We start from the raw sequence: 23,118 nt of genomic DNA on the forward strand, positions 1-23,118 counted from the left end.
AATCGCCAGGGCCACTTCTAGCACCACTTCTGACACCCAAAATGGAAGGGGATATGACCGAGCAGACCAATCGCCAGACATTTGCCGGCGACGGCATCACCGCTCCCCTGCGGTACACATTGTTCCGGCGCATCTGGCTCGCCAGCCTGCTCTCCAATCTCGGCCTCCTGATCCAGGGCGTAGGTGCGGCCTGGGCGATGACGCAGATGGCAGCCTCGGCTGACAAGGTGGCGCTGGTGCAGACTGCACTCATGCTGCCGATCATGCTGATCTCGATGCCGGCCGGCGCCATCGCCGACATGTATGACCGCCGCATCGTCACCCTGATCTCGCTGGCAATCGCGCTGATCGGCGCGAGCGCGCTCACCGTGCTGGCTGGCTTCAACCTGATCTCTCCGGAACTGCTGCTCGTCTTCTGCTTCGTGGTCGGCAGCGGCAATGCGCTGTTCGGCCCGGCCTGGCAGTCCTCGGTCAGCGAACAGGTGCCGCCCGAGGCATTGGCGTCCGCGGTGGCGCTGAACGGCATCAGCTACAACATCGCCCGCAGCTTCGGCCCCGCGGTAGGCGGCGTCATCGTCGCCTCGCTCGGCGCGGTCGCGGCGTTCGCCTGCAATGCGATCCTGTATATTCCGCTACTGGTGGTGCTGCTGCTCTGGCGCCGATCGGTCGAACCCTCGCGCCTGCCGCGCGAGAAGCTCAACCGCGCCATGGTCTCCGGCTTCCGCTACATCACCAATTCGCCGCCGATCAAGATCGTGCTGCTGCGCACGCTGGTGATGGGCCTGATCGGCGGGGCCATCATGGCGCTGATGCCGCTGGTCGCACGCGACCTCTTGCATGGCGGCGCACAGACCTACGGCATCATGCTCGGCGCCTTCGGCATGGGCGCTGTGGTCGGCGCACTCAACATCCACGAATTGCGCAAGCGCATGAGCGGCGAGGCCGCGATCCGCGCCTGCACCATCTCGATGGCTTTCGCGATGGCCGCGATCGCCTTGAGCACGGAGCCGGTGCTGACGGCGACTGCGCTGGTGCTGGCCGGCGCGGTCTGGATGGCGGCGATCGCGCTGTTCAACATCGGCGTGCAGCTTTCGGCGCCGCGCTGGGTCGCCGGGCGCTCGCTCGCGGCGTTCCAGGCATCGATCTCCGGCGGCATCGCGATCGGCGCCTGGGGTTGGGGCCGTCTCACCGACCATGCCGGCGTCGAGATCGCGCTGCTGACCGCGGCCGGCCTGATGCTGATCTCGCCGCTGCTCGGCATCTGGCTCACCATGCCGCGCGTCGGCGCGCGCAACGAGGATGCCGAGGTGCTGGCCGATCCCGAGGTGAAGCTGTCGCTGACGGGCCGCAGCGGACCGCTGGTGGTCGAGATCGAATACCGTGTCTCCCAGGAGAATGCGCGCGCCTTTCACAACGTGATGCAGGACGTGCAGCTCTCGCGGCAGCGCAACGGCGCCTATGGCTGGTCGATTGCGCGCGACATCGCCGATCCCGAATTATGGACCGAGCGCTATCACTGTCCGACCTGGTTCGATTACCTGCGCCAGCGCAACCGCTCGACGCAGTCCGAACGCGCACTGCACCAGCAGGCAATCGCCTTCCACATCGGGCCTGAGCCGGTGCGGATCCGCCGCATGCTGGAACGTCCATTCGGCTCGGTGCGCTGGAAGGATGAGACGCCGGACCGAGCCAACAGCGAGGTGCTGCCGGTGGTCGCAACTGCAGCGGGAAGCAGCACGTAGTCCCACGCCGTCATTCCGGGGCGCGCAAAGCGCGAGCCCGGAATCCATCGAACGAGACGTGACGCGGACAAATTGATTCCGGGCTCGCGCCTGGCGGCGCGCCTCGGAATGACAGGAGACAATTACTGCCCGTGATCCGTCAGCACCTTGTCGCAACCCTTGCTCAGCCGGGGGCGGTTCTGCTTGAGGCAGGCGAGCACGGCGCCATCGCCATTGTTCATCACGGCGCGGCAGAAGCGCGAGACATCGCGCGCGCAGGCGTCATGGCCGGGCTGCTGTTGCGCCGATGCAGCCGATGCGCACAGCAGAAAAGGAATAATGAAAAAAGCTCTGGTCATCGCGGAATTGCCTCTTACCCGGAACGAGTTGCGGGCGAAGCTAGTGCGATGATCCCAAGGCCGCAACGGCTTTGTTGACTGATGTTGCTGCCGCCCCGTGGCCCCGGCTTTGAAGCCGGGGCTTCGCGAGGGGAGCTGACCGACGCAATGATCGCAGCCTTGCTTACTGCTGGCCCTGGGCGTCAGCGACCTTGCGCGACGCGCCCTTGGCGAGAGTCTTGTCCATCACCGCGCGGCAGCCGGCGCTCAGATCCGAACGATGCTTGATCATGCACGCGGTGATCTTCGGGATGTTGGGGATTTCCGCCGAGCAGAGACGGAGGGCGTCGCCGGTGCACATCTGCTGCGCCTCAGCCGAGAAGGCGAAGCTCGAACCCGTCGAGACGATCGAGACGATGGCGGCAAAGCCCAAAGCGAGGCCTGTGTCGCGGATATTCCGCGTCAGAGACTTGGAAAAAGAGTTGGTCATTTGAAGCTCCCATTGGCACCGCCGTTGGCGGGCCCGTTGTTGATGGGAACTACGATGCTCCGCCAAAACCGTTTCCACTGTGATGACGGTCACGACAGACCCAGCCTCTGTGACTTCGGTCACTTTGGTGCACTTCGCTGAAATTCCTACGCAACCGCTGTCGCGTTGGTGTCACGTTAACTGTTCCTTCGCATTAATGGCTCGTCGCGCGGGAAATTCCGCCGGTTTGGTTGCGTAATTGGAAAGAATAGCGATGCGTAATGCGTTGGGCCTGATGCTGGCCAGTGTAGTTGCGGCGGTCGTGATCGCCGCCGGCGGTTGGTTTTATTATTCCTCGCGCGCCGATCAGGGCGCCCCCAAGACAGTTGCCGCCCGTGCCGCCGATCCGTTGCCGGCACCGGCGAAGCTCGCCGCCAAGGACGACGTCCAGACCACCGCGACGATCGCAGCCAAGCCGGCGCCGGCAGCTCCGGCACCTGCGCCAGCCCCGGCCATGCCGGTGCAGCAAAAGCAGGTCTGCGCCAATCCGAACGCGCTCGGCGTGTCCCGCGTGGTCGAGATCGACACCACCGGCGGTCCCGGCTTCGGCTTCGAGCACTTCAAGCAGTTCGACTTCCTCACCGAGAAGGAGGTCGTGCTGACCTTCGACGACGGTCCATGGCCGGTCAACACGCCCGCGGTGCTGAAGGCGCTCGCGGACGAATGCACCAAGGGCCTGTTCTTCTCGGTCGGCAAGCACGCGACTTATCATCCCGAGATCCTGAAACAGGTGCTCGCCCAGGGCCACACCGTCGGCACGCACACCTGGTCGCATGTCAACCTGAACAGCAAGAAGATGACGGAGCAGCAGGTCAAGGACGAGGTCGAGAAGGGCTTTAGCGCGGTGCGGTTCGCGCTCGGCACCAACCCGGCGCCGTTCTTCCGCTTCCCGCAGCTTCAGCACAATCCGGCGATGGTGGCCTATTTCGGCACCCGCAACGTCGCGATGTTCTCGACCGAGATCGACTCCTTCGACTTCAGGAAGGGTGCGACGCCGGAGAAGATCGTCGAGACCGTGATGACCAGGCTCGACAAGCTCGGCAAGGGCATCATCCTGATGCACGACTTCCAGAAGAACACCGGCATCGCCATGCCGACGCTGCTCGCGCGGCTCAAGGCCGGCGGCTACAAGGTCGTGCAGATGAAGGCCAAGACGAGCTTGCAGACGCTGCCGGAGTATGACGAGGCGCTGATGAAGGACATGAAGGTGCCGACCGCCGGCACGAACGCCCGTCCGATCGCAAGCGTGGTGCAGACGGTCTCGCAGTAAGCCGCGATCACGCATCAATATTCGCGTGGCCGGGCGTTCGCCCGGCCATTTGCTTTGGACAAGCAGCTTACCAATAGATGCCGTGCCGGTGCAGCTCGCTGATGATGCGGCGCTCGGTCCAGCTGCGCCGCACCGTTAGCGCCGGACACTCAGCTCCCTGATCGCAAATCCAAGATCGCGGGGATCGCCGGGAAAGCGCGTGATGGCGTTCGTCGCCAGTTCGACAGCCAGCTTCTCCTCGCCCGCGAACGCATCGAGCGGGAATGACAGCGGCTCCGCAGGCACGCTGCCTCGATAGACCTCATGGCCGTTGAGCTTGACGAGGAATTCGCTGCCCGAAATCGGCATCGGCCATAGCGCGAGCCGCAAGGTTCGCGCCGGCGCCGATGGGTTGTTCGGGACGTCGAAATGCGCGCTGGGTGCCGCCCATTGCAGCGCGCCGCCAGGCGTCGCTTCCTTGCCGAACAGGCCACGTATCGCGATTCCCGGCGGCGCTTCCGTGCCGATCTCGAGAACGTCGCGGCGTCCGTCGAGATAATCCCGTGACGAACGATCCGTCGCCACCGATATCAACCGCTGTCCCGGATTGGCACTCAGCCGGTCGGCCGACGCGAGACAATCGAACTTGTCCCAACCGGCGGGCAAATAGGCCCACCCGGTCTTGCCGGACCACGAGAAGACGTTCGGCGACGCCCAAGCGATGCCGAGATCGGCCGCGAGGCTGCGCAAGACGTGATTCATCATCGGATGGGCGACGTCGATGACGACGCCATTGCAGCTTTGGAGTTCCGCGGATACGCGATTGTAATCCCAATCGAGCGATCCCTTCTGCACATTGACCTGTGCGGCAGCCGTCGGAAGACCGGGAAGGCCCCCACCCAGCGCTTGCAAGACCAGCAGAGGTCGCAACGCACCGAGGATCAGGTGAGCGGCCACGACGATGAAGCTGGCAATAACGGCACGGAAGCGCCACTGCGCGGATGCCAGGGGGGCAATGATGAGGATGAACAGCATCGGCGCCGCCATGGCCAGGCCTTTGCCTGCCGCCCAGGCGTGACCAGCCGCGAGAATCGCAATCGGCACGAGGCAGCCTGCGAGGCTGCCGGCCAGGAGGCGCGCGGCGCTTCCGTCCGGCTCGGTACGCCATATCGTCCGGACCGCCTTGGCGATGCTCCTCAACAGCACGAACAGGAAGCCGTAGAGCAGCAGCTTCCACACGAATGCGATTGCGACAGGCCAACCCGCGGACGGCAGCAGCGCGTACAGGCCGAGGCCGGCGACCGCCGCCTCGACGGGCAGCGAGAACCACGCATTTGCCAATTCTCCGGCCCGACTGTCGGGGCTGGCAATGGTCTCGAGAAAATTCGTTTCACCGCCGAACAGGTAACGTTGAAAATACTTCCACCAGTCCGGCGGATGGGCCGCCGCCTGACTCAGCTGGCGAACGACATAGGCGCCCGTGCCCGACCAGTGTGGAATGCAGGCGAGCAGCGATAGCCCGACACCGACCGCGAGGCCGGTTGCAGCAACAGGCAGAGTCTGCCGCGATGCGCGTTGGCCGATCGCCATCACGACGACGATCGTGGCGGCAAGTCCATAGACCGTCAGCGCTTCCGGGTAGAGAAAGAATGCGCCGGATATCAACGCTGCAAAGATGGCTCCGAGTCGCGCGATCGACCCCGGGACCTGCCCAAAACGATCCTTGTCGAAGGCCAGCGCGACAAAGGCGAGAAGGAGCAGAAAGATCGGCTGCGTCGCAAGCTGAGACCATGCGTTGATGTCGAAGATATACTGCTCGAAGAATCCGACCGTGAGCGCCGAGGCACATATCCATGCTAGCCACCGCCGCATCGCGATCACGTTGACGAAAACGAACAACGCCGCAAACAGCATGTTGAGCTGCATGCCGACCATGTAAGGATAGGCGCAATCGACCACACCGCCGCGGCTCACGACGGCGAAGGCTGCATGCATCATCGACACGGCGGCGCGCCAATCGATGAACCACAGCGCTGCGACAGCCAGCGGGTCGGCCTGCGCGCTTTCTATGCCCTCGACGACCAGGCTTGCATAGTCGAGCGTTCGATAGGAGATCGCAGCTCCCACATAGAGCAGGTGATCGTAGACATTCGCCTGGAATATGCGGAAGCGTGAACCGCCGGTCCAGCCGGGCGCAAGACAGACGATCGCAACGGCCGCAACGGCCATCGCCGTGGCAAGCCATGGCCCAGCAGATATCCTCGACCATCGTCCGCCCGGAACAATCATTGCAACCGCGACGAGGAGACCAATGGCCGCCATCGCCAGCAGCGTGACCCACGGCGCGACGCCCGACAAATACAGGACGGCGGTTCCGGCTGCGAGCAGGCCGAAGCCGAGCGGCGGCGCGAGCGCCCAGCGGACGGCAAAACGTTGCGACGGCAAAAGCAGGGAGAACGGAAGGCCGATGGCTCCGCACATCGATACGAAGAGCCCGACGACCAGGATATCGTGCATCACTGCGAGTGCCCCCTGACCGGGAGTAGTCGCGGCGAACGCGCGCCCTGTCAATTCGGACGCGGCCTGGCTTCGGGCAGCAAGCAGCCGCCATCGCCAACCGGAATATGATCGCAGGCAGGTGGGGAGAGAGCTACGCCGGGATCGAGGCAATGGTGCCGCAAGAGGGATTCGAACCCCCGACCCCGTCATTACGAATGACGTGCTCTACCGACTGAGCTATTGCGGCGAACCCTGCCGGAGCCCGAACGGATGTTGGCTCCAATACGCGGGCCCCTGATATCGGGCATGGCCCGAATTGGCAAGGACAAGCGGCGCTCGAAATGCGCCTCACGCGCCCCAGCGGGACCAGAATCCGCGCCAGCCGCCGGCCTGAGCCTTGGGCGTGCCGATTTGTTCCGTAAATTCATCGCTCGGGCCCTCGTCATCAATCCCGGGATCATCCGGCGCGCGGACGATCGGGATCACGGCGGGGATTGGGGCCGGTCCGGGCTTGCCGAGATCGGCACGGCTTTGGAACACCGGCGTGGCCGGCGGCGGCGATGATTCGGCCGGCGCCGGTGCCGGATCGGCCAGATCGGCGGGCGTGACCGCCGGCTCTTCTGTGGCAGCTTCGTTGGCGGCTTTGGGGGCTTCCTTGGCGGCCTCTTTGGCCTGTGGGGGCGAATTGTCCTGAGCGGCCGGGGCTGGGGCCGGAGCCGCCACCGGCGGTTCCATCGGAGCTTCGCTGGCTGCCGCCGTCACCCGCTTCGGCGGCGGGGCCGCCAGCATGGCTTCCTCGAACGCCGAGGACTCGATCGTGGTGCTCCTGTCCGAGGGCAGGCTTGCGACCGGGGTCTGCCATTGGAAGGCGTCGAGGCGGCCGGTGACCGGGGAGACCGGACGCCAGCGGTCGCTGACATAGCCGTCCGCCGTCCAGGCGGGATCGTGGCGGGCGCGCACCGCGCGCAAGGTCCAGGCGCGGGCACGGCCGCCGTCGCCATGCTCGGTGCGCTCGATATCGGCCATCAGCAGCGCGACGCGCTGCGTCGGGTCCTTGAGATGTGGCGCGAGTACCTCGCGCGCACGGGCGAACTCGGAGGCATCGATCGCGGCCCGCGCGATTGCGAGCTGGCCCTCGACATGACCGGGCTTGTCCGCCGGCGTCTTGGCCGCGAGCGTCTCGACCCGCTGCAGGCGGTGCCACGCGGTATCGCCGAGCTTCACATGCGCATAGGCATCGGCGAGATCGGGATGCGGATTGGCGATCCAGGCGGCCTCGACCAGCTTCATGGCGCGGCGCACCTGATGCGCCTCGCTCTCGAATTTCGCGGCGAGCACCGCGGCCGGCACCAGGGTCGGTGCGAGCTTGACCGCCTCCATCACGCTCTCGCGCGCGACGTCGCGGTCCATGGTTTCCAATTCCAGCGCACGCGCGGTGAGCAGGACGCCGCGTTGCCGGCGATAGGTCGGCTTGTCGATCTGCCCCGCGGACAGATTGGAATCGAGGATCGCGAGCGCACCGCTCCAGTCGCCACGCGCGCAGCGGAAGCCGAGCACCGCATGCGAAGCCCAGGCCGAGGACGGCGACAGCTTGATCGCTTCTTCGGCGATCATCACGGCGCCAACCGCATCGTCCGCGCGCTGCGCCTCGATGAACAGGCCGCGCAGGCCGAGCAGGCGCGTGTCCTCGCGCTCGGCCATGGCGCGGAAGGCGCGCCGCGCCTCATCGCGATTGCCGTCGAGCTGCGCCGACTGCGCATGCAGCAGCAGCGCGAGCGGATCGTTCGGCGCATGCCGCCGCGCCGCCACCGCGTGCCGACGGGCAAGCGCGGTGTCGCCGTGACCGATCGCGAGCAGGCCGTGGGTGATGGCGTGGCGGCCGCGCGCATGGCGTTTCTCGTGACGACGGCGGCGCAAACGCCCCGGCGTGCGCCAGATCATGGTCACGATGCTCCAGAGCAGGACGACAGCAACGGCGAAGATGCCGAGAAGGAGCACGAACACTGGAATGGTTGGCGAGGCCCGCCAACCGCCCCAGGTCAGGACCACTTCGCCGGGCTGGTCGGCAACCCAGGCGCCGCCGGCCGCCGCCAGCGCGATCAGAATGAGAAAGAGCACGATGCGAAGCATGACAGTCCCTATACGCGCTGATTGTTGCGCGAACCTTATTGAGCGGGCTTGACTGAATCGGATTTGGCGAGATCCGCCATGGCATCGTCGGCGAATTTGCGAGATGCGGCGAGCGCGGCATCGCGGGCATCGGCCTTGTCGAGCCAAGCCTGCGCCGCGGTGCGATCTGCCTCCGGCAGCGATTTCAACTCGCGACGCGCCTCGACGAAATCGTTGCGCAGCGCCGCCGCCGTGACGCGCGCCACGATCGCACCGCGGTCATTGCCGACGCCGTCAGTGCGCTCGATGCGAACGAGCTTCGACGCGCCCGCCTGGAGACGCTCGACGATACCGCTGCCACCGGCCTGGGCTTCCGCCGGCGGCGACAGCTTCGGCACGATGGTGAGCAGCTCGCGGCTCAGTGCGACCGGCGTCGGGATGCCCGACGATGCAAAATTATCGAGCGGCTTCAGCGTATCGGGCTTGGCCGCCAGCGACCGAGCCGCCGCCAATTGCTGCTGATAGGGATCGCCATGGCGAACTGCGACGTCGAGCAGAGCGGCGGCCACCACGTGGCGCAGCGGCCTATCGTCCATTGCCTTGACGTCGGCAATCTTCTCGCCCTGCTGCGCGATCTCGGCCCGTTCGGCCTTGCTGGCACGTTCGAGCTGCGCGATGCGGTTGTTGAGCGCGGAAAGATCGGGCGCGGGCTTCACGTCATTCAGTGCGCTCGCTGTCTTGTCGGATTGCGCGCGCAGATTGGCGAGGTCGCTACGCAAGCTGCCGACGGTTTTCTCCAGCGCGTCGATTCGCGCCACCGTCGCCGGATCGGCGACGGGCTTGCCCGTTTTGGCTTCGACTGCGCTGACACGCCCGCTGAGCGCATCGACCGCAGCGCTTGTGACTTGCGGTGCGGCAGGCGGCGCCTGCACCGCGGGCCAGCCCAGCATCCAGCCGACCGCGATCACGACGGCCGCGGCCGCAGCGCCGGAGAACGGCGCGATCACCCAAGGCGAAATCGGCGGCGACCCGGCGGCAGCCGCGATGGCGGCTTCCGCCTCATTGCGCTCCGGCCCGGCGTCGGCGTGCTCGGGCTGAAGCTCTTCGGGCTGAACCTCTTCGGACTTGGCCTGCTCGGATTGTGGTTGCGCGGTCTCGGCGGGCTCTAGCGGCGGCTGAGCTGCGGGCTCGCCCGCCGCCTCCTGCGGCTGGGTCGAGACTTCGGTCGCCTCGAGGTCGATGGTGGGCGGGGTGCGCTTGGCACGACCGGCGTCGGGGGCCAATCCTGCGTCTTCAGGCTTGTCGTCGGCCATCGTGACGGTTCCTCACACTTCCATACCTTGCACGGATCCTTTGGGAGGCTCCGATTGTGTCGGATTCGGGCCGACCTCTTACGCCAAACGGGTGCGCAAAGCACGCTCCAAGGTGTCGAACAGGGCATTTTCGTCCGGCGTGGCCGCGACCAGAACCTGCGACGCGCCGGCCTCGCGGAGCACGCCAGCAACCGTCTCGGACAGGCAGCATTGCGGTATCGCCAGCGCCGAGATTTCAACACCTTCCTCCCGCGCCGCGTCCAGGAACGCCCGTGCGCTGCGCCGGGAGTAATGCAGCACCGCCTCGATGCCGTGGGCAGCGAAGCCATCGCACACCTCGCGCGGCAGCACCTTGACGGGCGCCATGCGATAGGTGGTCTGTGTGACCACGTTGAATCCTTCGGCGCCGAGCTCACCGCCGAGATCGCGCGACAGATCCGCGCCCGCCAGGTAAAGCAGCGTGCAGTTCTTCTTCAGCACCTTGTCGCGTGCACCCTGCACCACCTTGTCGCGCAGCGCCGCCGCATCGCCGCCGGCGACGGTCACGTCGGCAAAGCCGGCGTCGCGTGCCGCGGCGGCCGTGTGCTCGCCGACCGCAAACAGCGGCAGGTGCGCCAGACCAAGGTCCGGCAGTTGCGGCGCGATGCCGCGAATCGCATTGGCTGATGTGACGACGATGCCGTCATAGCTCGTCTCTCTCTCGGCGTGAAAAGCGACCGGCTCGAACTTGAGCACAGGCGCAAGCAACACCGCGTACCCCCGCGCGCGCAAATTCTCTGCCGTCGCCTCATTGTCGGGATGCGGCCGTGTGACAAGAATGGACATCGCTGCTGTTCCCGAACCAATTGGCGGCGCATGGACGAGGACGACCGCGCGTGGCGATTGCGCAAGCCATCCCCGGAATGCTACCGGACGTACCAGAACTCGGCTTTCCGGATGAGCGCAAGGGCGCAAATTGGATAACAATTCGCCAATGCTGGTATTGGGCATCGAAACCACCTGCGACGAAACCGCCGCGGCGGTGATCGAGCGCGCACCCGACGGCAGCGGCAGGATCCTGTCCAACATCGTGCGGTCGCAGGTGGAAGAGCACGCCCGCTTCGGCGGCGTGGTGCCGGAGATCGCAGCCCGCGCCCATGTCGATCTGCTCGACGGCATCATCGACCGCGCGATGCGCGAGGCCGGCATCGGCTTCGCCCAGCTCGGCGGCGTCGCGGCGGCCGCAGGGCCGGGGCTGATCGGCGGTGTCATCGTCGGGCTCACCACCGCCAAGGCGATCGCGATGGTGCACGACACGCCGCTGGTCGCGGTGAACCATCTGGAGGCGCATGCGCTGACGCCGCGCCTTACCGATGGCATCGAATTTCCCTATTGCCTGTTCCTTGCCTCGGGCGGACACACCCAGATCGTGGCAGTGACCGGCGTCGGCCAATATGTGCGGCTCGGCACCACGGTCGACGACGCCATCGGCGAGGCCTTCGACAAGGTCGCCAAGATGCTGGGCCTGCCCTATCCCGGCGGTCCGCAGGTCGAGCGTGCTGCCGCAAGCGGCGACGCCGCACGCTTCGCCTTCCCCCGGCCGATGCAGGGCCGTCCCGATGCCAATTTCTCGCTGTCGGGCTTGAAGACAGCGGTACGCACCGAAGCGAGCCGGATCGCTGAGCTCACGCCGCAGGACGTCAGCGATCTCTGCGCCAGCTTCCAGGCCGCCGTGCTGGACTCGACGGCGGACCGGCTGAGCGTCGGCCTGAAGCTTTTCCGCGAGCAGTTCGGCGCACCGCGTGCGCTCGTGGCCGCCGGCGGCGTGGCCGCCAATCAGGCGATCCGCAGCGCCTTGCACGACGTCGCGCAGCGGGCCGGGACAGAGCTGATCATGCCGCCGCCGGCGCTCTGCACCGACAACGGCGCGATGATCGCCTGGGCCGGCGCCGAGCGTCTCGCGCTCGGCATGACCGACACGATGGACGCGCAGCCCCGCGCGCGCTGGCTGCTCGATGCCAACGCGACGGCACCGGCGGGTTACGGCAAGACGCGGGCGGGATATTAGCCATGACCGCGTTCCAGTCCGTCGCGGTGATCGGAGCGGGCGCCTGGGGCACCGCGCTGGCCACCGTGGCAGCGCGGGCAGGACGGAATGTGACGCTGTGGGCGCGCAATGCCGAGCATGCGGACCGGATTGCCGCAACGCGCGACAATCCACGGCTGCCCCGCGTGCCGCTCGCTCCGGAGATAGTCGTAACGAGCGATCTGGCCCTCGCTGCCGGCGCCGACATGCTGCTGATCGCAACGCCTGCGCAACACCTGCGCGGCGCGGTCAACCTGCTGGCTTCGCACATGGCAAGGCCGGCGCCCATCGTCGCCTGCGCCAAGGGCATCGAGCACGGCACCCATAAATTTATGACCGACGTGATCACCGAAGCGGCGCCGCATGCGCTGCCCGCGATCCTGTCGGGCCCGAGTTTCGCCGACGACGTCGCGCGCGGCCTGCCGACCGCGGTGACATTGGCCGCGAAGGAAGAGGCGCTGGCGAGCCGCCTGGTGCAGGCGCTGGGCTCGGCGACATTCAGACCCTATCACACGACCGACATCCGCGGCGTCGAGATCGGCGGCGCCGCCAAGAACGTGCTGGCGATCGCGGTCGGTATCGCGGTCGGACGCAAGCTCGGCGCCTCCGCGCAGGCTGCGCTGACCACACGCGGATTTGCCGAGTTGACGCGTCTCGGCCGTGCCCTCGGCGCACGCGGCGAGACGCTCACGGGCCTGTCCGGCCTCGGTGATCTCATTTTGACTTGCTCGAGCCCGCAATCGCGCAATTTCGCACTCGGCCTCGCGCTCGGCCGCGGCGAGCAGCCGGCTGCGGGCAAGCTCGCGGAAGGCGAGTCAACCGCACCGGTGCTGATCGAACTCGCGGCTTCGCAAAACATCGAGATGCCGGTATCGAACGCGGTCGCGTCGATCCTGAGCGGCCGGAGCACGATCGACACCGCGATCTCGGCACTGATGACGCGCCCCTTCAAGGCAGAGGAATGACATCCTCTGGTCATGCCCGCGCTTGTCGCGGCCATCCACGTCTTGATATTGAATTGGTTGTAGAGACGTGGATGGCCGGGACAAGCCCGGCCATGACGAATGGATAGGGCGTGCGATGAACTACTGGCTGGTGAAATCCGAACCGTCGGTGTGGTCCTGGGACCAGCAGGTCGCGAAGGGCGCCAAGGGCGAGGCCTGGACCGGCGTGCGCAACTACACCGCGCGCCAGAATCTCGTTGCCATGAAGAAGGGCGACAAGGCGTTCTTCTATCATTCCAACGAGGGCAAGGAGATTGTCGGCATCGCGGAGATCATCAAGGAGGCCTATCCGGACCCGACCGACAAGACCGAAAAATTCGTCTGCGTCGACATCAAGGCCGACAAGCCCTTGAAGACGCCGGTGACCATGGCCGCGATCAAGGCCGAGAAGAAGCTCGCCGACATGGCCTTGGTGAAATATTCGCGGCTGTCGGTGCAGCCGGTGACGGCGGAGGAGTGGAAGCTCGTCTGCAAGATGGGTGGGGTTTAGGCTTATCCAGCCTCAGAGTTGTAGGGTGGGCAAAGCGCAGCGTGCCCACCATTCAAGATGAAAGCTCGCGGCTGGATGGTGGGCACGGCGCGCGAAGAGCGCGCCTTTGCCCACCCTACGGCTCCGCAGCTCGGGCCTCCGGCAATGCGAAGACTTGGCACGGCGAAGCAATGCCGCGCAGCGGATGCGATCCGAGCGCGATGAGGGGCGTCTCCGTTTCCGCGGCGAGCGCGCCCGACACCAGCACGGTCCGCCCCAACGGCTTGCACAATCCCTCGAGACGGCTCGCCAGATTGACGGCGGGACCGATCGCCGTGAAGTCGAGCCGGTTGGCAGCGCCGATATTACCCCAGAGCATCTCGCCGAGATGAAGCGCGGCCCCGAAGGCGAGTGGCGGCAAGCCCTGGCCGCGGCGCTCTTTGTTGAGAAAGGCCATCCCGGCTTCGGCCGCGCCGGCCGCGCGCAGAGCCGCCTCGCAGGCATGGCGCGGTGACGCCTCGATCACGGGAAAGATTGCCAGCACGCCGTCGCCGATGAATTTCAGCACCTCGCCGCCAAAGGCGTGAACCGCACCGGCGATGCGATCGAACCAGGCATCGAGCGCCGCAATGACATCGGCCGGCGGATTGGTTTCCGACAGGAGCGTGAAGTTGCGCAAATCGGCATAGAGCAGCGCGGCCTGGATGGTCTCGCCGAGATCGCGCCGCAACGGTGCCGCGAGCACCCGTTCCGCGCTGCGCTTGCCGAGATAAGCATCCAGCGCCGCCCGCAACGTGGCACGCCCGGCGAGCACCGCGAGGGGCGTTGCGGCAAATCGCGCCGCCTGACGCAACTGCTCGATCTCGCTTGCGGTGAACGGCCTCGGCCCGATCCAGCCAAGCTGCGGCCCATCAGGTCGTCCGACGATATCTTCGTGCACCTCGCCGCCCGCAATGTCGCGCAACCAACGACGGCCAGCATCGTCGGGCGGATCGGGCGCGAGGCCACCCGGTGCAAAGCCGAGCGCTTCGATCACCCGACCGTTATCGGCACGCCACAACCAGGTCCGCTTTGCGATCAGCGGATGCGGCACCTCCAGCGTCAAGGCGCCCGCCGCGAGCGGCACGCCGTCGGCGACCAGATGTGCGCCGAGTTCCGCAAGCAGGCGGTCCGCCCCAGGACTGTCTGAGGCAGCATCGACAAGCCAGGCTAGCGTCGGGGAGAGCTGCATCGCCCGATCATGACGAAGGCACGCCGCCTTTGTCACGGGCAATCCTTGACGGGCCGCGTCACCACCGCCATGTCCGGGTGTCTGTCCAGGGATGATCGCCCAAGGATCGCAAATGACCGAACCCTTCATAGTGCGACGCGAGACCCAGATCGCCGCCCCGCGCGCCACCGTTTTCGCCTATCTGACCGACCCAGATAAAATCCTGAGCTGGATGGGCTCCGATGCGACCACGGAGCCGCATCCCGGCGGACTCTACCTGCTCAAGGGCGTTGGCCCGCGCGGCCGCATCGCCCGCGGTGCTTTCCGCGAAGTCGTGCCGGTGCATCGTCTGGCCTACACGTTCGGCTGGGAGGACGGCCAGGAAGTGCCGCCCGGTTCGAGCCTGATCGAGATCGACCTGATCGATCGCGACGGCGGCACGCTGCTGCGCATGACCCATAGCGGCCTGCCGACCGAGGAACAGGCCGCTGCGCATGCAAAGGGATGGGCGCATTATCTGGAACGGCTCACGAGCGCAGCCGCCGGCGGCGATCCCGGTCCCGACAGGGGCTTGTCAGAAAAGCCGTAGCAACGGCAGATCACACTGCCGCGGTCGCCACCACCTGCGCCAGCAGCTGCTCGCGCCGCGCCTGCGAGCGCTGGCCCTTCATGGTCGCGGCGAAGCGTTCGAGGATGCCGTCCTCGAAGGCGGTGACGATGGTGTCGTGGACGTAGCTCTTGCGGCAGATCGCCGGCGTGTTGGAGAGCTGGTCGGCCGCGGCACGGATCGCGTCCAGCACCTGCTTCTTGCGGCCGCGCTGGCTGGTCGCCGGCGTGATCCGCGACAACGATTCCACGACCACGGCGGACGCCATCAGCGTGCGAAAATCCTTCAGCGAAATCTTGATGCCGGCGATCTCGCGCAAAAATGCATTCACCTGCGTGGTGCTGACCGCGCGCACGATGCCGTAGGCGTCGCGATACTGGAACATGCGCTTGCCCGGAACGCCCTGCAAAATCCCGATGGCGCGCACCAGCTTGGCTGCGTCGCACTCTTTCCGCACGGCCTTGCCGCCCTTCGCCTTGAAGGTCAGCACGAAGCAATCGTCTTCCAGCGTCACGTTGGACTTGAGCAGCGTGGTGGCGCCGCGGGTGCCGTTGAGGCGGGCATAAGATTCATTGCCGGGACGGATCGCCGTGCGGGCGATCAGCTCGATCACGGCCGAGAGCGCGAATTCACGCGTCGGCTCGTCGCCCGACAGGAATGCCGACACCTTGCGCCGAATCTTCGGCAGCGCGCCGACGAGCTTCTCCAGGCGATGCGCCTTACGATGCTCGCGGACCTTCTCCCAATCGGCGTGGTAGCGGTACTGTAGCCGGCCCGCGGCATCGCGTCCCACGGCCTGCAGATGCGAGCTCGGATCGGCGGAATAGCGCACCTCGCGATAGGCCGGCGGCACCGCCATGGCGTGCAGCCGGCGGATGGTGCGGGCGTCGCGGATATGGGCGCCGTTGGGTCGCACGAAGGAATAGCCCTTGCCCCGCCTGATGCGCCGAATGGTCAGCTCGTTCTGGTCGCCGAGCCGCAGGCCGAGCTCCTTTGCGAGCGCCTCGACCGTCGCCGGCGCCCCGTCGAAGGTCTTTTTGGGGCTAGAACGCCTAAAACCGGCCGGCTTGGGCCATTGTCCGAGAGCCTTGGCGAGGGCAATGGCCGCAGGATCGGCTGAAGCGGGCCGCATAGTCCCGAGATTCTGCTGATCCATCATAGTCTTATGCCTAGCCCTGTCTGTTACCGTTCAATGCCGCTGTTCTGATTTTTGTTCCAAGAGGTCTCTCCGGACCCGGGTTGGCCATTTAGGGTGTTCCGAACCGCATTGCGAGTCCCGAATCGGTGAGGAGAGGTCTCTAAATACCTCCATTCGCCGCATGGCGCTCTGCGCAAGCCTGTTCCGGTCGATTGGGTAAAGCCCCGGAAGCCGGAGCGCCGGCCTGTTTCAGATCTGCGACAATCGCACCAAGCGGGCTTGATCCGCCGCATGGCCGGCAGCCCGCCGAAGGTCCAGCTTGTGCTCCTTGTCGGGTCCGGTTAGCCCGACGCATAATCGTTCAACGATCAAGTCGGTACGCCAGAAGCCTGTGCCTGGCTTGCCGTATGTGGAGGGAAACATGTCCGAGAAGATCTACGACGTACCCGCAGAGTGGGCGAAGCGCGCTTGGGTCGACCAGGCCAAGTACAAGGACATGTACGCGCGCTCGATCTCGGACCCGAACGGTTTCTGGGCGGAGCAGGCCAAGCGCATCGACTGGATGAAGGCCCCCACCAAGATCGAGAACGTCTCGTTCGCGCCCGGCAACATTTCGATCAAATGGTTCGAGGACGGCGTCCTCAACGTCGCCCACAACTGCATCGACCGCCATCTGCCTGCGCGCGCCCACCAGACAGCGATCATCTGGGAAGGCGACGATCCCTCGCAATCCAAGCACATCACCTACAAGGAGTTGCACGACGAGGTCTGCCGGATGGCCAACATCCTGCGCACCCGCAACGTCAAGAAGGGTGACCGAGTCACCATCTACCTGCCGATGATCCCGGAGGCGGCCTACGCGATGCTGGCCTGCGCGCGGATCGGCGCGATCCACTCCGTGGTGTTCGCCGGCTTCTCGCCCGACAGCCTCGCCCAGCGCATCAACGACTGCCAATCCAAGGTGATCATCACCGCGGACGAAGGCCTGCGCGGCGGCAAGAAGGTGCCGCTGAAGGCCAATGTCGACGCGGCGCTCGCCAAGGCCGACGGCGTCGACTGGGTCGTCGTGGTCAAGCGCACCGGCACCAAGATCGACATGAACCCGACGCGGGACCTCTGGTATCACGAGGCGGCGGCGATGGTGACGACCGAATGCCCGGTTGAGCACATGCATGCCGAGGATCCGCTGTTCATCCTCTATACCTCGGGCTCCACCGGCCAGCCCAAGGGCGTGCTCCACACCTCCGGCGGTTATCTCGTGTTCGCCGCGATGACGCATCAATACGTCTTCGACTATCACGACGGTGACATCTACTGGTGCACCGCCGACGTCGGCTGGGTCACCGGTCACAGCTACATTCTCTATGGGCCGCTGGCGAACGGCGCGACCACGCTGATGTTCGAAGGCGTGCCGAATTACCCCGATAATTCCAGGTTCTGGAACGTCATCGACAAGCACAAGGTCAACATCTTCTACACCGCGCCGACCGCGATCCGTGCGCTGATGCAGGCGGGCGACGATCCCGTGAAGAAGACCTCGCGCGCCTCGCTCCGCCTGCTCGGCTCCGTCGGCGAGCCGATCAACCCTGAGGCCTGGGAGTGGTATCACCGCGTCGTCGGCGATGATCGCTGCCCGATCGTCGACACCTGGTGGCAGACCGAGACCGGCGGCATCCTGATCACGCCGCTGCCGGGCGCGACCAAGCTGAAGCCGGGCTCGGCGACGCAGCCGTTCTTCGGCGTCGTCCCTGAAATCGTCGACGCCGACGGCAAGGTGCTGGAAGGCGAGACATCAGGCAATCTCTGTCTCACGCGCTCATGGCCGGGCCAGATGCGCACGGTCTATGGCGATCACGCCCGCTTCGAGCAGACCTACTTCTCGACCTACAAGGGGAAGTATTTCACCGGCGACGGCTGCCGGCGCGACGCCGACGGTTATTACTGGATCACCGGCCGCGTCGACGACGTCATCAACGTCTCCGGTCACCGCATGGGCACCGCAGAAGTCGAGAGCGCGCTGGTCGCGCATGAGAAGGTGTCGGAAGCCGCCGTGGTCGGTTACCCGCACGACATCAAGGGCCAGGGCATCTATGCCTATGTCACCCTGATGGCCGGCGTCGAGCCAACCGAGGATCTGCGCAAGGAGCTCGTGACCTGGGTCCGCAAGGAGATCGGCCCGATCGCCGCGCCCGACCAGATCCAGTTCTCGCCGGGCCTGCCCAAGACCCGCTCGGGCAAGATCATGCGCCGCATTTTGCGTAAGATCGCCGAGGATGAGCCGGGCAGCCTGGGCGACACCTCGACGCTGGCCGATCCCGCCGTGGTCGACGACCTCGTCAAGAACCGGCAGAACAAGAAGTCGGCGTAAGACTTCGATCTCGTGCCCCGGACGCAGCGCAGCGCTACTTCGCCGGTGCGCTGCTGAGCCGGGGCCCATCTGACGACAAGACGCGTGGCCTTCTGTTGGGGTGGACGGCCCCCGACGGGTCCCGGCTCTGCGCAGCAGCGCCAAAGCGCTGCAGCGCGTCCGGCACACGAGATTGGATCCCGCGCCAGCGCTCCCCTCAAACCAAAACAACGGCCGTTCACATCCTCACGCGCTTGTCAGCGTGTGCCCGGTCGCGCCCGCATCTTTCCGGCCGAGTGTTGTTTTCAAGTCATTTACTTTATTTCGAACATTTTCTTTGTTCCGCCTGCTGGCGGGCCCTTGGCGGCCGTGCCTGGAAACCATCCGGTTAACAGGCGCGGTTAAGATTGTCTGGGCAAGCGGCAATTGCCGGTTTGCGTGAATTTGGACGATCCGTTCGAGGGCAGGGGTAGATTGATGGCGATGAGGATTGCTGTGGCGCTGGCCGCCACCATCGGGGCTGGGGTCTTGATGTCGACGGCCGCCGAGGCGCGGCCGGAGATGGTAGGTGCACATCTGGCCGATTATTCGCCGGGCACCATCGTGGTCAAAACCAGCGAGCGCCGCCTCTATCTCATCCTCGATAACGGCCATGCCGTGCGCTATCCGGTCGGCGTCGGCAAGTCCGGCAAGCAATGGGCCGGCACAACGAAGATTGACGGCAAGTATCTCAACCCGGCCTGGGCGCCACCCGCCGAGGTGAAGCGCGACAAGCCGAACATTCCCGACATGATTCCGGGGGGCTCGCCGCGCAACCCGATGGGCGTTGCGGCAATGACGCTATCAGGCGGCGAATATGCGATCCACGGCACCAACGTGCCGGGCTCGATCGGCGGCTTCGTCTCCTATGGCTGCATCCGCATGCTCAACGACGACATCACCGATCTCTATGGCCGCGTCTCCGTGGGCACGACGGTGGTCGTGACGCGCTGATCGCCGGGATCGCGAGGAGTGCGAAAGCCGCGTGTTGCCACGCGGCTTTTTTATTACCAAAAGCGCCAGCCGCGCGCGCACCAGCCGTCGCGATGGCCGCCATTGTAGCTGCGCACGTAACCGCCTGCGAGCAGCGTGGCCGCGACGTTGGCGGTGCGTTTGGTTGAAACGTCGGCAAGAACGCGGCCGTATTTGTCTTGACCAAGATTGTGTATCGTCACGCCTCCCTGGTTCAGCAAATTGTGCAAGGCATCGCCAGCGGCTTCGGCCTTCTCCAGCTCAGCCTGGCAGGATGCTTTCATCTCGGGCGCGTCGATGCCCCGCAGACGGATGCGCGCCACGAGGTCACGGCCGTCGCGCTGATGCACGCGAGCAAGGAACGTATCGCCGTCGACCGTGCGAACGACATCGACGGGTTGACGCACATCGGAATTGCCGGACTGCTGCAGGATGATTTCGGCATCGCGCGCCTGCCCATCATCCGCATGCGGTATCGGCCAGTGGGTGCCGTGGCGAAAGCCGAGCACGATGGCCGTCACGACGCCGACCACGAATATCCATGGCAATAGGCCGGAGAAGCGACGGCCAAACGGCGATCCGCTGTAGGAAAACCGATGTGGCCGAGAGGGATGGCTTGGATCAAAGCGCGACATCCCGCGCACGCTAGGGCTGAGTCGGCCGAACCTGCAAGAGAGCTTTAAAAGTCCGACGCGATGCCCTTGCGCTCCCAATCGCCGTAGCGGGTTGGCTCGGGCCCCTTTGGTCCCTGCAGTTCCCTGGGTGCCGCCTCGGCATGTGCTGCAGCCGTAGCCCGTCGCGCTTCGGCTTCAGCCAAGGCGCGTTGAGCGGCCGGCGGGAGCTGCTTGCGATCGGGAATAGTGGGCTGGTCACTCATGTCGGCGCTCCTAGCGCAAGATCATCCGTGGTGCGAGGTCCAATTTACGCATTGCTGAAATGGGCATGGCGGGCTGAAAACGCGAGAGCCCATTCTTACATTTGGCATATTCGCGTGCCACAGATGAGCTGGTTAAGGCATGCGCCCATCGCGGCGGAACTGCCGCTCGCTCAGAACCTTGCTTCCGCATGCCATCTCAACGTTTCGCTCCTCCATCCGAAGTGCCAGGCCTTGCGGCGCGCCGGATTGCCGCCGACATCGTCGACGGTGTGCTGCACAAGCACCGCACGCTTGACGATCAGCTCGACGGCGGCGGCGCCCATCCCGGATTGAAAACGCTGGCCGACCGCGACCGTGCGCTGATGCGTCGCCTGGTGGCGACCGTGCTGCGCCGGCTCGGCACGCTCGGCCATGTGCTATCCCGTCTGCTCGACAAGGGCATTCCCTCCGACGCGCCGCGCGCGCAGAGTGCGCTTCTGATCGGCGCTGCGCAGATCCTCTGGATGGACGTGCCCGATCACGCCGCCGTCGATCTCTCCGTTCGCCTCGTGCAATCCGACCGGCGCGCCGCGCGTTATGCCGGTCTCGTCAATGCCGTGCTGCGCCGCTGCGCGCGCGAGGGCAAGGCCTTGGTCGAGGAAGTCGCCACGCAATCGCTTGACCTGCCGCCATGGCTGCTCGCGCGCTGGAGCACGCATTATGGCGAGGCGACCGCAAGAGACATGGCGCTCGCGCTCGGCCACGAGCCGTCGCTCGACCTGACCGTGAAATCGGATGCCGCGCAATGGGCCAGTCGGCTGCATGGCGAGACGCTGCCGACCGGAACGGTGCGGATGCTGCTGCATGGCTCGGTGACGATGCTGCCGGGCTTCGCCGAGGGACAATGGTGGGTGCAGGATGCCGCCGCCGCGCTGCCCGCCCGGCTGTTTGGCGATATCAAAGGCAAGTCCATCGCCGATCTCTGCGCCGCCCCGGGCGGCAAGACCGCGCAGCTGGCGCTATCAGGCGCGCATGTCACGGCCATCGACCGCTCGCCCGCCCGGGTGGCGCGACTGCGTGAAAACCTCGGGCGGTTGTCGCTCCAGGCCGAGACCGTCGTCGCTGACGCCGTAGAATGGCCCGGCCCTGCCGATGCCTTCGACGGCATCCTGATCGACGCGCCCTGCACCTCGACCGGCACGATCCGCCGTCATCCCGATGTGGCCTGGCTCCGGCAGGAATCCGACATCGCCGCCCTGACCGCGCTCCAGCAGCGGCTGCTGCAAAAATCCGTCTCGCTGCTCAAACCCGGAGGGACGCTGGTCTATTGCACCTGTTCGCTGGAACCCGAAGAGGGCGAGCACGCCATCGCCGCGCTGCTGGCCGCAGAGCCCGCGCTTCGCCGCGTCCCGATCGAGGCGTCGGAGGTCGCGGGTCTCGACGAAATCCTCACCGGAGAAGGCGATCTGCGTACTTTGCCCAGCCATCTGCCGAACGCCGATCCCAAGCTCGGCGGGCTCGACGGATTCTACGCGGCCCGGCTCGTTAAATCCTGATTTTGCACTGGATTTTGCAAGCGCGACGCTGATTCGCGCCGTTCAAGGTGGTGTCAGCCGTCCGATTTTGGGATTAATAAGGATTCGTCGGAATCCTCTCCCCATCAAGGCAAGGCGTGTCGGTCGCTCAACGCAGACGTATCTCGACGCTGGTCATGAACCGCTTCGCGCGGAACATGCTCGCGCGCGCGAGCGGCGGGTCCATCGCGGTGTCGCGGGTCTGGCCGAGCCGCACCGACCGGCTGATCATCGCGCCCCATGATTTGCGCACCGCGGATGCGACCCGCGCCGCCGAGATCTATGCCGGCCGCTTCGTCTTCGCCGGCAAGATCGTCAATTGCCACGGCCGCTCGATCTTCGATCTCGAACCGCCGTCGGAGGATTGGGAGGTCGCTCTGCTCGGCTTCGGCTGGCTACGGCATCTGCGTGCCGCCGACACCGCGCTGACGCGGGCCAATGCGCGTGCGCTGGTCGAGGACTGGATCTCGAATCCCGCCAACAAGCGCCGTCCGGTGGCGCGGCGCGCCGACGTGCTGGCACGGCGCGTGATCTCGCTGTTGTCGCAGGCACCCTTGGTGCTCAACGATACCGACAACAAGTTCTATCGCCGCTATTTGCGCGCGCTTGCACGCGAGATTCGCTTCCTGCGCTACACGATGGTCAACATTCCCGATGGCGTGCCGAAGCTGCAGGTGCTGATCGCGCTGTGCTACGCGGCGCTGTGCCTCGCCAATCAGGCACGCCACATCCGCAGTGCCTCAAAGAAGCTCTCGGACGAATTGCAGCGGCAGATCCTGCCCGACGGCGGTCACATCTCGCGCAACCCGGGCGCCTTGATCGACCTCCTGATCGACCTGTTGCCGCTGCGGCAGACCTTTGCCGCGCGCAACATCGCGCCGCCGCCGGCGCTGCTCAACGCGATCGACCGCATGATGCCGATGCTGCGCTTCTTCCGGCACGGCGACGGCAATTTCGCGCTGTTCAACGGCATGAGCGCGACGCCGTCCGACCTGCTGGCGACGCTGCTCGCCTATGACGACACCCATGGCTCGCCGATGGCGAACATGCCGCATACCGGCTTCCAACGCCTCGACGCC

20 protein-coding genes and 1 tRNA gene are annotated in these 23,118 nt (G+C 65.9%); 10 read left to right on the forward strand and 11 right to left on the reverse strand.

Annotation, left to right across the window (positions count from 1 at the left end; all coding sequences use genetic code 11):
* Nucleotides 1–53 precede the first annotated feature (53 nt).
* The gene (locus SE91_RS31465) at nucleotides 54–1,742 is read left to right on the forward strand and encodes an MFS transporter (RefSeq protein ID WP_060734448.1); all 1,689 of its coding nucleotides are present in this window, start codon (nucleotides 54–56) and stop codon (nucleotides 1,740–1,742) included.
* Between the two features lie 122 nt (nucleotides 1,743–1,864).
* Here SE91_RS31465 and SE91_RS31470 read toward each other — a convergent pair whose 3' ends face one another.
* Both SE91_RS31470 and SE91_RS31475 read right to left on the reverse strand, forming a co-directional pair.
* Complete coding sequence (locus SE91_RS31470; protein ID WP_060734447.1) at nucleotides 1,865–2,080, reverse strand: cysteine rich repeat-containing protein; 216 nt, start codon at nucleotides 2,078–2,080, stop codon at nucleotides 1,865–1,867.
* A 163-nt stretch (nucleotides 2,081–2,243) separates the two neighbouring features.
* Nucleotides 2,244–2,549 (reverse strand): hypothetical protein, encoded by a 306-nt coding sequence (locus tag SE91_RS31475; protein ID WP_061850421.1) that lies wholly within the window; start codon nucleotides 2,547–2,549, stop codon nucleotides 2,244–2,246.
* Between the two features lie 253 nt (nucleotides 2,550–2,802).
* On the opposite strand from SE91_RS31475, the gene SE91_RS31480 reads away from it, so the two are divergent.
* Entirely contained in the window at nucleotides 2,803–3,858 is a 1,056-nt protein-coding gene (locus SE91_RS31480; RefSeq protein ID WP_008539291.1) for a polysaccharide deacetylase family protein, read from the forward strand.
* 135 nt (nucleotides 3,859–3,993) lie between these two features.
* On the opposite strand, the gene SE91_RS31485 is transcribed toward SE91_RS31480, so the two are convergent.
* The 5 genes from SE91_RS31485 to SE91_RS31505 all read right to left on the reverse strand — a co-directional run bounded on the left by SE91_RS31485 (nucleotide 3,994) and on the right by SE91_RS31505 (nucleotide 10,583).
* Nucleotides 3,994–6,357 (reverse strand): hypothetical protein, encoded by a 2,364-nt coding sequence (locus SE91_RS31485; RefSeq protein ID WP_197489546.1) that lies wholly within the window; start codon nucleotides 6,355–6,357, stop codon nucleotides 3,994–3,996.
* 150 nt (nucleotides 6,358–6,507) lie between these two features.
* Nucleotides 6,508–6,583 (reverse strand) — tRNA-Thr (locus SE91_RS31490).
* A 101-nt stretch (nucleotides 6,584–6,684) separates the two neighbouring features.
* Entirely contained in the window at nucleotides 6,685–8,466 is a 1,782-nt protein-coding gene (locus SE91_RS31495; protein WP_061850423.1) for a heme biosynthesis protein HemY, read from the reverse strand.
* Nucleotides 8,467–8,501: 35 nt separating this feature from the next.
* Nucleotides 8,502–9,758, reverse strand: coding sequence for a COG4223 family protein (locus SE91_RS31500; RefSeq protein WP_061850424.1), 1,257 nt, complete (start codon nucleotides 9,756–9,758; stop codon nucleotides 8,502–8,504).
* A gap of 78 nt (nucleotides 9,759–9,836) precedes the next feature.
* Nucleotides 9,837–10,583, reverse strand: coding sequence for a uroporphyrinogen-III synthase (locus tag SE91_RS31505; protein WP_061850425.1), 747 nt, complete (start codon nucleotides 10,581–10,583; stop codon nucleotides 9,837–9,839).
* Between the two features lie 148 nt (nucleotides 10,584–10,731).
* On the opposite strand from SE91_RS31505, the gene tsaD reads away from it, so the two are divergent.
* The 3 genes from tsaD (at nucleotide 10,732) to SE91_RS31520 (ending at nucleotide 13,317) form a co-directional block, all read left to right on the forward strand.
* Complete coding sequence (tsaD, locus tag SE91_RS31510; RefSeq protein WP_061850426.1) at nucleotides 10,732–11,805, forward strand: tRNA (adenosine(37)-N6)-threonylcarbamoyltransferase complex transferase subunit TsaD; 1,074 nt, start codon at nucleotides 10,732–10,734, stop codon at nucleotides 11,803–11,805.
* Nucleotides 11,806–11,807: 2 nt separating this feature from the next.
* A complete protein-coding gene (locus tag SE91_RS31515) occupies nucleotides 11,808–12,788 on the forward strand; it encodes an NAD(P)H-dependent glycerol-3-phosphate dehydrogenase (protein WP_061850427.1) in 981 nt (326 codons plus the stop codon).
* A gap of 115 nt (nucleotides 12,789–12,903) precedes the next feature.
* A complete protein-coding gene (locus tag SE91_RS31520; protein ID WP_061850428.1) occupies nucleotides 12,904–13,317 on the forward strand; it encodes an EVE domain-containing protein in 414 nt (137 codons plus the stop codon).
* A 115-nt stretch (nucleotides 13,318–13,432) separates the two neighbouring features.
* Here SE91_RS31520 and SE91_RS31525 read toward each other — a convergent pair whose 3' ends face one another.
* Nucleotides 13,433–14,527, reverse strand: a complete 1,095-nt coding sequence (locus SE91_RS31525; protein ID WP_061850429.1) for an adenylate/guanylate cyclase domain-containing protein — start codon at nucleotides 14,525–14,527, stop codon at nucleotides 13,433–13,435.
* 112 nt (nucleotides 14,528–14,639) lie between these two features.
* On the opposite strand from SE91_RS31525, the gene SE91_RS31530 reads away from it, so the two are divergent.
* Nucleotides 14,640–15,095, forward strand: coding sequence for an SRPBCC family protein (locus SE91_RS31530; RefSeq protein ID WP_061850430.1), 456 nt, complete (start codon nucleotides 14,640–14,642; stop codon nucleotides 15,093–15,095).
* 10 nt (nucleotides 15,096–15,105) lie between these two features.
* Here the strand turns inward: SE91_RS31530 and SE91_RS31535 are convergent, their stop codons facing one another.
* Nucleotides 15,106–16,272 (reverse strand): DNA topoisomerase IB, encoded by a 1,167-nt coding sequence (locus tag SE91_RS31535; RefSeq protein WP_061850431.1) that lies wholly within the window; start codon nucleotides 16,270–16,272, stop codon nucleotides 15,106–15,108.
* Between the two features lie 400 nt (nucleotides 16,273–16,672).
* Here SE91_RS31535 and acs point away from each other — a divergent pair, with 400 nt between their 5' ends.
* A complete protein-coding gene (acs, locus tag SE91_RS31540) occupies nucleotides 16,673–18,619 on the forward strand; it encodes an acetate--CoA ligase (RefSeq protein WP_061850432.1) in 1,947 nt (648 codons plus the stop codon).
* Between the two features lie 456 nt (nucleotides 18,620–19,075).
* Complete coding sequence (locus SE91_RS31545) at nucleotides 19,076–19,591, forward strand: L,D-transpeptidase (protein ID WP_008539418.1); 516 nt, start codon at nucleotides 19,076–19,078, stop codon at nucleotides 19,589–19,591.
* A gap of 53 nt (nucleotides 19,592–19,644) precedes the next feature.
* On the opposite strand, the gene SE91_RS31550 is transcribed toward SE91_RS31545, so the two are convergent.
* On the reverse strand, nucleotides 19,645–20,244 hold the full coding sequence (locus SE91_RS31550) for a thermonuclease family protein (protein WP_061850433.1): 600 nt from the start codon (nucleotides 20,242–20,244) through the stop codon (nucleotides 19,645–19,647).
* 44 nt (nucleotides 20,245–20,288) lie between these two features.
* Entirely contained in the window at nucleotides 20,289–20,486 is a 198-nt protein-coding gene (locus tag SE91_RS31555) for a DUF1674 domain-containing protein (RefSeq protein WP_060734429.1), read from the reverse strand.
* 188 nt (nucleotides 20,487–20,674) lie between these two features.
* Here SE91_RS31555 and SE91_RS31560 point away from each other — a divergent pair, with 188 nt between their 5' ends.
* Both SE91_RS31560 and SE91_RS31565 read left to right on the forward strand, forming a co-directional pair.
* Entirely contained in the window at nucleotides 20,675–22,021 is a 1,347-nt protein-coding gene (locus SE91_RS31560) for an RsmB/NOP family class I SAM-dependent RNA methyltransferase (protein ID WP_061850434.1), read from the forward strand.
* Between the two features lie 155 nt (nucleotides 22,022–22,176).
* The coding region (locus SE91_RS31565; RefSeq protein ID WP_502687163.1) for a heparinase II/III family protein at nucleotides 22,177–23,118 on the forward strand (942 nt) is incomplete at its 3' end.

It is taken from the genome of Bradyrhizobium sp. DOA1, assembly GCF_001593325.1.
In the GTDB taxonomy this organism is placed as follows: Bacteria; Pseudomonadota; Alphaproteobacteria; order Rhizobiales; family Xanthobacteraceae; genus Bradyrhizobium.

What these genes read in the sequence shown, in the direction of transcription:
- SE91_RS31465 (WP_060734448.1), top strand. Translation starts at nt 54, where the DNA reads ATGACCGAGCAGACCAATCGCCAGACATTTGCCGGCGACGGCATCACC.
- SE91_RS31470 (WP_060734447.1), bottom strand. Translation starts at nt 2,080, where the DNA reads ATGACCAGAGCTTTTTTCATTATTCCTTTTCTGCTGTGCGCATCGGCT.
- SE91_RS31475 (WP_061850421.1), bottom strand. Translation starts at nt 2,549, where the DNA reads ATGACCAACTCTTTTTCCAAGTCTCTGACGCGGAATATCCGCGACACA.
- SE91_RS31480 (WP_008539291.1), top strand. Translation starts at nt 2,803, where the DNA reads ATGCGTAATGCGTTGGGCCTGATGCTGGCCAGTGTAGTTGCGGCGGTC.
- SE91_RS31495 (WP_061850423.1), bottom strand. Translation starts at nt 8,466, where the DNA reads ATGCTTCGCATCGTGCTCTTTCTCATTCTGATCGCGCTGGCGGCGGCC.
- SE91_RS31500 (WP_061850424.1), bottom strand. Translation starts at nt 9,758, where the DNA reads ATGGCCGACGACAAGCCTGAAGACGCAGGATTGGCCCCCGACGCCGGT.
- SE91_RS31505 (WP_061850425.1), bottom strand. Translation starts at nt 10,583, where the DNA reads ATGTCCATTCTTGTCACACGGCCGCATCCCGACAATGAGGCGACGGCA.
- tsaD (WP_061850426.1), top strand. Translation starts at nt 10,732, where the DNA reads ATGCTGGTATTGGGCATCGAAACCACCTGCGACGAAACCGCCGCGGCG.
- SE91_RS31515 (WP_061850427.1), top strand. Translation starts at nt 11,808, where the DNA reads ATGACCGCGTTCCAGTCCGTCGCGGTGATCGGAGCGGGCGCCTGGGGC.
- SE91_RS31520 (WP_061850428.1), top strand. Translation starts at nt 12,904, where the DNA reads ATGAACTACTGGCTGGTGAAATCCGAACCGTCGGTGTGGTCCTGGGAC.
- SE91_RS31525 (WP_061850429.1), bottom strand. Translation starts at nt 14,527, where the DNA reads ATGCAGCTCTCCCCGACGCTAGCCTGGCTTGTCGATGCTGCCTCAGAC.
- SE91_RS31530 (WP_061850430.1), top strand. Translation starts at nt 14,640, where the DNA reads ATGACCGAACCCTTCATAGTGCGACGCGAGACCCAGATCGCCGCCCCG.
- SE91_RS31535 (WP_061850431.1), bottom strand. Translation starts at nt 16,272, where the DNA reads ATGATGGATCAGCAGAATCTCGGGACTATGCGGCCCGCTTCAGCCGAT.
- acs (WP_061850432.1), top strand. Translation starts at nt 16,673, where the DNA reads ATGTCCGAGAAGATCTACGACGTACCCGCAGAGTGGGCGAAGCGCGCT.
- SE91_RS31545 (WP_008539418.1), top strand. Translation starts at nt 19,076, where the DNA reads ATGGCGATGAGGATTGCTGTGGCGCTGGCCGCCACCATCGGGGCTGGG.
- SE91_RS31550 (WP_061850433.1), bottom strand. Translation starts at nt 20,244, where the DNA reads ATGTCGCGCTTTGATCCAAGCCATCCCTCTCGGCCACATCGGTTTTCC.
- SE91_RS31555 (WP_060734429.1), bottom strand. Translation starts at nt 20,486, where the DNA reads ATGAGTGACCAGCCCACTATTCCCGATCGCAAGCAGCTCCCGCCGGCC.
- SE91_RS31560 (WP_061850434.1), top strand. Translation starts at nt 20,675, where the DNA reads ATGCCATCTCAACGTTTCGCTCCTCCATCCGAAGTGCCAGGCCTTGCG.